A 9,115-nucleotide genomic window follows, 5' to 3' on the forward strand; every position below is an offset into this window, starting at 1 on the left:
TGCGTGCACTAACCCCTACGACGTCTGTCGTGTGCCAATCCTTGGGTGGCGGGTGCGTTTTTTTCACCAGGGCAGTTTTTTCACGACGGCGATGATCGTGCCCATGAGCGCGCCGCGATCATGACGGCGGATTTCCGGGGAATAGAGGCTGGAAATGCTGCCATCGAGAAAGAGGGCGTTCCTGCATTGCAGCCGGTCGCGGAAGAGCGTCGCGAAATCATGGAAGCGCACCGGAACGGTGGATATGGCGAAAGCGACGTGCCCGTCCGGCAGGATGCCGACGCCGTTGCGGATCTGCAGGCTGGTAGCATCCGGCAGGAAACGCGGATGGATGTTTCCGTCGATCACCAGCATCGGCCCGGATTGCGTCGCCTCGGCCGGCGCAAGACCGGCCTTCGCATAGGCTTCAGTCTCCATCACGCCCACCTTGCCGTCCCCCACAAAGAACACGCCATTCGGCTTCATGAAGAAATTGCCGAATGCGTCGGCCCGATTGAGCGCGCCTGTCTGCCTGCCATGCTCGACCAGCAGCCCGACCGGCCCATAGCCCGGATGGTACATGCCGCCATTCATGGCGAAGCTCATATGCTGCCCGTTGCGCAGCAGGTGCGTGTTGAGCTGGTCATAGGTCGCACCGACCTTGCCGAGCGCCGCCGCACCGTAAAGCCGGATCGTATCCTGCGCCGGATCGAAGGTGCAGACGGTGTATCGGCCGGAAAGATGATCGATCTCGGCGCATTTCGGCGGTTCGGCCATGGCAACGCTCCGCAGGGCAAAGGCAATGAAAAGGGATGAAAAAACCAGACGCAATCGCATGCCGTCTTGCTCCGCTGGCATTGCGGCGAATTTAACGGCGATTCCGCACGAAAGGTCAAAGCGACAGCGCCGCCATGTGGAAGCGGAGCTGGGCCTCGTTGTAGCGATAGGCCACGCCAACGGGACAGGCGGCACGGGCGAGACAGCCGGAGCGCATGCAGCCGGCCTGCCCTTGCTGTGTGCGCAGATGATCGCGGCAGGAAGGCACGTCGAAGGCTTCGGGGCGAACGGCGCCGGCGGGACAGCTGGTCAGGCAAGGCTTTGCCGCGCAGCTGTCGCAGGGATGCGGCTCCACCCGCGATGCCTCGTCCGCAACGGGCGCGGCAAAGCCGAGCGCGCCGCGATAGCCGTGCCAGAGGCCATAGACGGGATGGATGAGGATGCCGAGCGGCGAGGCCCGCAATCCTTCCGCACGCATGGCCCATTGCTGGAACGGCTGCCAGGGCGGATCGGACGGGAACCAGGCGATGGCACCGGCCGATGCGGCAACAGTGCGGATGACCGACTTCGACCAGGTGTCGAGCGGATCGCTGCCGCCGTGATCGGGCCGTTCCTCGCGCCAGCGGGAAAAGGCTGGCCAGAGAGAACTGCCGATATTGCCGATGAGCAGGACGCTCGCGGCAGGTCGGCCATTAGCGAGGGCCGGCGCGGGCTCGCCTTCCGCAAAATTGACGAAGCCGCGCAAAAAAAGACCGTGCGGCTCGAGAGCCGCACGGATGTTCTTCGTATCGGGATGACGCGTCCTCACCGGGTCACGTCTCCCTTGATTTCATAGTGCGGGCGCCAGACTTCCTTCTGGATCATATCCGCCACCCTCACCGCTCCGCCTTGCTCCCTGGCGCGATCGGGACCCTTTCAGGTGAAAGCGTCCGGCATCGAATCCTTGCGCTTGGCGATGTAGTCGAGCAACGCGTCATCAATCGCCGGATCGAGATAGGGCGCCTCGAAGCTGTCCAGCCAGGTGCGGCAAAGCGCGTTTGCACGCTCCTCGATGCGCTTCTGGCCTTCGACTTCCCACTGCTCGTAGGAATTGTTGTCGGCAAGCGGCGAGCGGTAGAAGGCGGTCTGGAAGTTGGCCTGCGTATGGGCGCAGCCGAGATAGTGGCTGCCGGGGCCGACTTCGCGGATGGCGTCCAGCGCCTGGGCGTTTTCGGACAGGTCCACGCCTTCGGCCAGCTTCTGCATCATGCCGAGCTGGTCCTGGTCGATCATGAACTTCTCGTAGGACGATACGAGGCCGCCTTCGAGCCAGCCGGCGGCATGCAGCACGAAGTTCGTGCCGGCCAGCAGCGTCATGTTGATCGTGTTTGCCGATTCATGGGCTGCCTGCGCATCGGGAACCTTGGAGCCACAGAGCGAACCGCCGGTACGGAACGGCAGGCCGAGGCGGCGGGCGAGCTGGGCCGCGCCATAGGAGACGAGCGACGGCTCGGGCGAGCCGAAGGTCGGCGCGCCCGACTGCATCGAGATAGAGGCCGCGAAAGTGCCGAACAGCACCGGCGCACCCTTGCGGATGAGCTGGGTGAAGGCGGCGCCGGCGAGAACTTCGGCGAGAATCTGCGTCAGCGTGCCGGCGACCGTGACCGGGCTCATGGCGCCCGACAGGATGAACGGCGAGACGACGCAGGCCTGGTTGTGGCGGGCATAGACCTTCAGCGCGCCCACCATGGTCTCGTCGAAGACCATCGGCGAGTTGGCGTTGATGAGATTCAGCGTCACGCAATTGTTCTCGACGAACTCATCGCCGAAGACGAGTTTGGCCATGGCGATCGTGTCTTCGGCGCGTTCCGGCGCGGTGACCGAGCCCATGAACGGCTTGTCGGAATATTTGATGTGGCTGTAGACCATGTCGAGGTGACGCTTGTTCACCGGGATATCGACCGGCTCGCAGACGGTGCCGCCGGAAGAGTGCATGGACGGGGCCATGTAGGAGAGCTTCACGAAATTGCGGAAGTCCTCGATTGTCGCATAGCGGCGATTGCCTTCGAGGTCACGCACGAAGGGAGGGCCGTAGACCGGAGCGAAGACGGTCGCCTTGCCGCCGATCTGGACGTTGCGTTCGGGATTGCGGGCATGCCAGGTGAAGCTCGGCGGTGCGGTCTTCAGCAGTTCGCGGCAAAGGCCCTTCGGAAAATGCACGCGCTCACCGCGCACATCCGCGCCGGCTTCCTTCCAGAGCGCCAGCGCTTCCGGATCCTCGCGGAATTCGATGCCGATCTCTTCCAGCACGCGGTCGGCATTCGCTTCGATGAGCGCCAGGCCTTCCTCGTCGAGAACCTCGTATTCCTTGATCTTGCGGGTGATGTAGGGCAGCGACGGGCCCGGGCCGCCGCCTGTGCGCGATGCGCGCCGCGCGGCCGCGCCACGCCCCTCACGCGAGCGACGCCCACCGCCCTCGCCTGCCACCTGCTGAATGTCCTCGCTCATGATCCGTCTTCCTTGTTCTTCCAGCGCCCGAACGCGCCTCTTTTTCTATGCTAGCAAGCCGCCGGAGCGGGGCGGTTCTCAATGCGCCAAGCGGTGGCGCACGCTGGATACCGGCACGCCTGGGACTATAGCGGGATTGCGACCGCGATCGTAGCGCCATTGTCTTGTTTGCACTGTCAATTCACGGCTTTGCGGGCTATTGGTGGAACAAGCGTTCGACGGGTCGCTTTTCACCGTATGCGACGTCGCTTTCGAAATCAGGTTCGCGCAAGAGGAAGGATATTCCTTGTACGACGAACCTGCGACCGCAGCGCCAATGGAGACGAGGAACCAATATGTCTGACGACGAAATCATTCTCGCCGATCTCTCCGACGAAGAGCTTGTGCAGCAGATGCACGACGACCTCTACGACGGCCTCAAGGAGGAAATCGAAGAGGGCACGAATATCCTGCTGGAGCGCGGCTGGGCCCCCTATGACGTCCTTACCCAGGCACTCGTCGAAGGCATGCGCATCGTCGGCGTCGACTTCCGCGACGGTATCCTCTTCGTCCCGGAAGTTCTGCTTTCCGCCAATGCCATGAAGGCCGGCATGTTCATCCTGCGTCCGCTGCTTGCCGCCACCGGCGCGCCGAAGCAGGGCAAGATGGTCATCGGCACCGTCAAGGGCGACATCCACGACATCGGCAAGAACCTCGTCGGCATGATGATGGAAGGCGCGGGCTTCGACGTCATCGACCTCGGCATCAACAACCCGGTCGAAAACTACCTCGAAGCCATCGAGCGCGAGCAGCCGGATATTCTCGGCATGTCCGCCCTCCTGACGACGACGATGCCCTACATGAAGGTCGTCATCGATACGATGAAGGAAAAGGGCCTGCGCGACGATTACGTCGTTCTCGTCGGCGGCGCACCGCTGAACGAAGAATTCGGCAAGGCCGTCGGCGCCGACGCCTATTGTCGCGATGCTGCCGTCGCCGTCGAAACGGCCAAGGAATTCATGAAGCGCAAGCACAACATGCTTGCTGGCTGACACCGGAATTTCGGACGGCGCCGCTCTTGAACCGGCGCCGTCCGATCACGACCTCTAGTTTGCGGCCCGTTCGACGCTTCGGCCGGCATCCTGCGTTGCATCTACGGCATTTGCCGTATCCCGTCCCATACCACGGATGGTGTTGCCGCAGGCGCTGAGCGCCAGAAGCGCGGCGAGAACGATGCTTATTCTGGTCATGTGTGTCCCGGTCATGGGTGGGTCCCTCTATCATGGATGTGGTTGACGCAGAACTTCGGCTCGGAAGTCCGAACATTGAACGCGCGAAAGCGGAAAAAGTTCGCGTCATCGCCTGCGGCGCGATCGCCCGCGAGATTCTGGCCATTCGCCAGACCAACGGGCTGGACCATATCGACCTCCTCTGTCTTCCCGCCATCTGGCACGCGCATCCCGAAAAGATCGCTCCCGGCGTCGAAAAGGCCATCACCGAGGCGCGCGCGGAGGGCTTTTCGCGCATCTTCGTCGGCTATGCGGATTGCGGCACCGGCGGCCTGCTCGACCGGGTCTGCGAGCGCGAGGGCGTCGAGCGCATCGCCGGGCCGCACTGCTATTCCTTCTTCGCAGGCAACGAGGCCTTCGCGGCGAAGGATGACGACGTCACCTCCTTCTTCCTCACGGATTTCCTCGCCCGCCAGTTCCGCGCCTTCGTCATCGAGCCGCTCGGTCTCGACCGGCATCCGCAGCTGAAGGAGATGTATTTCGGCAATTACACCAAGGTCGTCTACCTCTCGCAGATCGAGGACGCGGCCTTGCAGCAAAAGGCGAAGGAAGCGGCGGACTATCTGGGCCTTGCCTACGAGTACCGCTTCACCGGCTATGGCGACCTGACCGGCGAGCTGCTGCGCACCCGCTAACCAATCCTTAGCCCTGCCCCGCAAATCTCCCGCGGGAATTACCGCTTTCTAAGACACCGCAGGGATGATGCCCGCCGATACGAGCGCGAGGCATAGACATGACGGAACACGGTGTGCGCATGGAAACGGTGGCGATGCTGATCCAGCACGGCCAGAATCCCGAAATCGTCGTCAATGCCGTGAAGAGCGCATTCCCCGAACTCGTCGTCATCGAGGAACAGCCGGAATCGAAAAAACTCTTCATCAGGCGGCGCGCGCGAAAACTCGGCTGGGTGCAGGCGCTCGGCCAGCTCGCGACGATGATCGTTTCCCGATACGGCAAGCGCTTCACCAGCACGCGCGCTGCCGAAATCCTTGAAGAATTCGGCGCAAACCCTGTCGTGGATTCGAAAATCCGGCGCATCGCTGTTCCCTCGGCCAACAGCCCGGAATTGCTGAAGGCGCTCGCCGAGATCCGCCCTGCCGCTCTGCTTCTCGTCAGCACCCGCATCGTCAAGGCAGAAACCCTCGCCGCCATTTCCTGCCCCGTTCTCAATTTCCATGCCGGCATCAACCCGCAATATCGCGGCCTGCAGGGAGGCTACTGGTCGCGCATCATGTCGGACGAGGAGAATTTCGGCGGCACGGTGCATCTCGTCGATGCCGGCGTGGACACCGGCGGCGTGCTGTATCAACAGCGGGTCAAACCTTCCAAACGCGACACGATGCACACCTATCCGCTGCTCCAGACGGCGGCTTCGACCGGCATCGTCATCGCGGGCCTGCAGGATGCGGTTGCCGGCAAGCTCAAGCCGTTGAAAATAGCGGCGCCCTCGCGGCAATGGTATCATCCGCCGATCTGGACCTGGCTCTGGAACGGCGTGACCCGCGGCATCTGGTAATTCCTGCCGTCCATCGAATCCCGCGTCGTTTTTGAGCATGGGGCAGTCGTGGCGAGTGAAGCCCGCGACGCGGCCAGAACGCATTGTCAGCGTGAGGAGAATTTTCGACATGGCAGACCGCATCATCGTCTACTGGCGCGACATCCCCGCCCAGGTCATCATCAAAAAGGGGCGCACGACCGCCAAGCGCGAACTGTCGCTGCGCTTCACCGAGGCGATCGACATGTGCGCCATGCGCACCGGCGCGGCCGAAACGGACGACTATCTCGCCGAATGGCGCAAGGCCGATCCGGTGTCGGTCACCGACGACCTCGAAGCGGAGGCCGACAAGGCCACCGCCGAACTCGAGGCCGCCTATGACCGCGAACGGCTCGTCGCGCTCGTCAAGGCCGGGGGCCGCGACAATGGCTGATCCGAAACCCGGCAACGCCGCGCCAGCGAAGAAGGCCGCCTCCGGCGCCTTCACGCCGACCGACGTTTCGCCGAGCCGCCGCGCGCGGCGCAAATACACGGTCCGTCTTTGGGCCGTGCGCAACTCCCGCTTCTTCGAGTGGTTCTACAACCGCTTCGCAGAGGGTTTCCTGCTGCTGCACCCTGTCTGGAATTTCTTCGGCTACCAGCGCGTCGAACGTCCGGTCACCTTCATCGAAAAGCATGTGAAGGGCTTTCTCTTCGACTGTCGCATGTGCGGCCAGTGCGCGCTGTCGTCCACGGGCATGTCCTGCCCGATGAACTGTCCCAAGCAGCTTCGCAACGGCCCCTGCGGCGGGGTTCGCGCCAACGGCAATTGCGAAGTGGAACCGGACATGCCCTGCGTATGGGTTCAGGCCTGGAAGGGGTCGCAGAACATGGCGAGCGGAAATGCCATCATGAACGTGCAGAAGCCGGTGAACCAGTCTCTGCGCGAAACCTCGTCCTGGCTACGCGTGACGGCCGAAGCCGCCGCCGCCAGGGAAGCGGCCGCCGCCAGGGAAGCGGCCGCCGCAGCAGGAAAGGACGCCTGATCCATGGCGCATATTGACGAAAACCCGCTCGGCCCTCACCTGCCGCTTGATCCCCTGCCCGGCCATTCCTCGCTCGGCCGGCTGGAGCGCGTGCTGCGGCGCGGCGAATTCGCCGTCACGACAGAACTCAACCCGCCGGACAGCGCCAATCCGGAAGACGTCTACGAGCGCGCCGCGATCTTCGACGGCTGGGTGGACGGCATCAACGCGGTCGATGCCTCCGGCGCCAACTGCCACATGTCCTCCGTCGGCATCTGCGCGCTTCTGACCCGCATGGGCTATGCGCCCATCATGCAGATCGCCTGCCGCGACAAGAACCGCATCGCCATCCAGGGCGACGTTCTTGGTGGTGCGGCGATGGGCGTGTGCAACATCATGTGCCTCACCGGCGACGGTGTGCAGGCGGGCGACCAGCCGGGCGCAAAGCCGGTCTTCGACCTCGACTGCATGTCGCTCCTGGAAACCGTGCGCATCATGCGCGACAACGCGAAATTCCTCTCCGGCCGCAAGCTGACGACGCCGCCCAAGGTCTTCCTCGGCGCGGCGATCAACCCCTTCGCGCCGCCCTACGACTTCCGCCCCTACCGTCTTGCCAAGAAGATCGAGGCGGGCGCGCAATTCGTGCAGAGCCAGTATTGCTTCGATGTTCCGATGTTCCGGGAATACATGAAGAAGGTGCGCGACCTCGGCCTGCATGAGAAGTGCTACATCCTTGTCGGCGTCGGCCCCATGGCCTCTGCCAAGACGGCGAAGTGGATCCGCTCCAACGTGCCGGGCATCCACATTCCCGATTCGATCATCGCCCGCCTTGAAGGCGCGCAGGACCAGAAGAAGGAAGGCAAGCAGCTCTGCATCGACATCATCAACGAGGTGAAGGAGATCGAGGGCGTATCCGGCGTTCACGTCATGGCCTACCGGCAGGAAGAATATGTCGCAGAGATCGTGCATGATTCCGGCGTACTGAAGGGCCGCCAGCCCTGGAAGCGCGAAGCCAACCCCGTCGACCAGCTCGTCGCCGAGCGCATCGAGAGAACCCGCGAAGGCGTTGAACAGAACCAGCAGCAGATGGCCGAAATCGCCGCTCATCACCCCCATTGATCCATCTGCCGGCCGCCGCCGGCAGTCGGCTTGTAACACGGAAAATCGCGCGCTAGACCTGATCGAGCGCCCCGCCCCAGAGGACCCTTCATGACACGCACCATCGTCGCCTCGGCCACCCGCGAAATCATCATCGGTTTCGACCAGCCTTTCTGCGTCATCGGCGAACGCATCAACCCGACCGGCCGCAAGAAGCTGGCCGCGGAAATGCAGGCCGGTAATTTCGACACGGTCATCAAGGATGCGCTGGAACAGGTCGCCGCCGGCGCGACGATGCTCGACATCAATGCGGGCGTGACGTCCGTCAACCCGAACGAGACCGAGCCGGGCCTGCTCGTCCAGACGCTGGAGATCGTCCAGGGCCTCGTCGATATTCCGCTCGCCATCGACAGTTCGGTGACGGCCGCCATCGAGGCAGGCCTGAAGGTCGCCAAGGGCCGCCCGCTGGTCAATTCGGTGACGGGTGAAGAAGAAAAGCTCGAAGCCATCCTGCCGCTCGTCAAGAAATACGACGTTCCGGTCGTCGCCATCTCCAACGACGAGTCCGGCATCTCGATGGACCCGGACGTGCGCTTCGCGGTCGCCAAGAAGATCGTCGAGCGCGCCATGGACCATGGCATCAAACCGCATGACATCGTCGTCGATCCGCTCGTCATGCCCATCGGTGCGCTGGGCGACGCCGGCCGCCAGGTGTTCCAGCTGCTCTATCGCCTGCGCAACGAGCTGAAGGTCAACACGACCTGCGGCCTCTCGAACATTTCCTTCGGTCTGCCGCACCGCCACGGCATCAATGCCGGCTTCATCCCGATGGTCATCGGCGCCGGCATGACCTCCGCCATCATGAACCCGTGCCGCCCGCAGGAAATGGAAGCCGTGCGCGCCGCGAACGTACTCAACGGCACCGATGCGAACTGCACCAACTGGATCAAGACCTACCGCGACCACAAGCCCGCCGAAGGCGGCGCGGCGGTCGCCGCCCCGACGGC

11 protein-coding genes are annotated in these 9,115 nt (G+C 63.4%); 7 read left to right on the plus strand and 4 right to left on the minus strand.

Annotation, left to right across the window (positions count from 1 at the left end; translation table 11 throughout):
• Positions 1-63 precede the first annotated feature (63 nt).
• From WA950_RS14425 to WA950_RS14435, 3 genes are all read right to left on the minus strand, one after another.
• Positions 64-756 (minus strand): phosphodiester glycosidase family protein, encoded by a 693-nt coding sequence (locus WA950_RS14425; RefSeq protein WP_424552382.1) that lies wholly within the window; start codon positions 754-756, stop codon positions 64-66.
• Positions 757-871: 115 nt separating this feature from the next.
• On the minus strand, positions 872-1,564 hold the full coding sequence (locus tag WA950_RS14430; RefSeq protein ID WP_424552383.1) for a ferredoxin: 693 nt from the start codon (positions 1,562-1,564) through the stop codon (positions 872-874).
• 107 nt (positions 1,565-1,671) lie between these two features.
• Positions 1,672-3,243 (minus strand): trimethylamine methyltransferase family protein, encoded by a 1,572-nt coding sequence (locus WA950_RS14435; protein ID WP_424552384.1) that lies wholly within the window; start codon positions 3,241-3,243, stop codon positions 1,672-1,674.
• A gap of 335 nt (positions 3,244-3,578) precedes the next feature.
• Between WA950_RS14435 and WA950_RS14440 the strand changes: the two genes are divergently transcribed.
• Positions 3,579-4,274 (plus strand): corrinoid protein, encoded by a 696-nt coding sequence (locus WA950_RS14440; RefSeq protein WP_069058441.1) that lies wholly within the window; start codon positions 3,579-3,581, stop codon positions 4,272-4,274.
• 54 nt (positions 4,275-4,328) lie between these two features.
• On the opposite strand, the gene WA950_RS14445 is transcribed toward WA950_RS14440, so the two are convergent.
• Complete coding sequence (locus WA950_RS14445) at positions 4,329-4,472, minus strand: entericidin A/B family lipoprotein (RefSeq protein ID WP_150130019.1); 144 nt, start codon at positions 4,470-4,472, stop codon at positions 4,329-4,331.
• 32 nt (positions 4,473-4,504) lie between these two features.
• Between WA950_RS14445 and WA950_RS14450 the strand changes: the two genes are divergently transcribed.
• The 6 genes from WA950_RS14450 to WA950_RS14475 form a co-directional block, all read left to right on the plus strand.
• Positions 4,505-5,146 carry a DUF1638 domain-containing protein gene (locus tag WA950_RS14450; RefSeq protein ID WP_424552385.1) on the plus strand — a complete coding sequence of 214 codons (642 nt, stop codon included), beginning with the start codon at positions 4,505-4,507 and terminating at the stop codon, positions 5,144-5,146.
• Between the two features lie 98 nt (positions 5,147-5,244).
• Positions 5,245-6,027: a formyl transferase gene (locus WA950_RS14455; RefSeq protein ID WP_424552386.1), complete on the plus strand. Its 783-nt coding sequence runs from the start codon at positions 5,245-5,247 to the stop codon at positions 6,025-6,027.
• Positions 6,028-6,136: 109 nt separating this feature from the next.
• Entirely contained in the window at positions 6,137-6,439 is a 303-nt protein-coding gene (locus WA950_RS14460; protein WP_424552387.1) for a virulence factor, read from the plus strand.
• A complete protein-coding gene (locus WA950_RS14465) occupies positions 6,432-7,031 on the plus strand; it encodes a methylenetetrahydrofolate reductase C-terminal domain-containing protein (protein WP_424552388.1) in 600 nt (199 codons plus the stop codon). Before WA950_RS14460 ends, WA950_RS14465 begins: the two co-directional genes overlap by 8 nt.
• 3 nt (positions 7,032-7,034) lie before the next feature.
• The gene (locus WA950_RS14470) at positions 7,035-8,129 is read left to right on the plus strand and encodes a methylenetetrahydrofolate reductase (RefSeq protein WP_424552389.1); all 1,095 of its coding nucleotides are present in this window, start codon (positions 7,035-7,037) and stop codon (positions 8,127-8,129) included.
• Between the two features lie 90 nt (positions 8,130-8,219).
• On the plus strand, positions 8,220-9,115 hold an 896-nt coding region (locus WA950_RS14475; RefSeq protein ID WP_424552390.1), incomplete at its 3' end, for a methyltetrahydrofolate cobalamin methyltransferase.

This window comes from Shinella sp. (assembly GCF_049651085.1).
Lineage (GTDB): Bacteria > Pseudomonadota > Alphaproteobacteria > Rhizobiales > Rhizobiaceae > Shinella.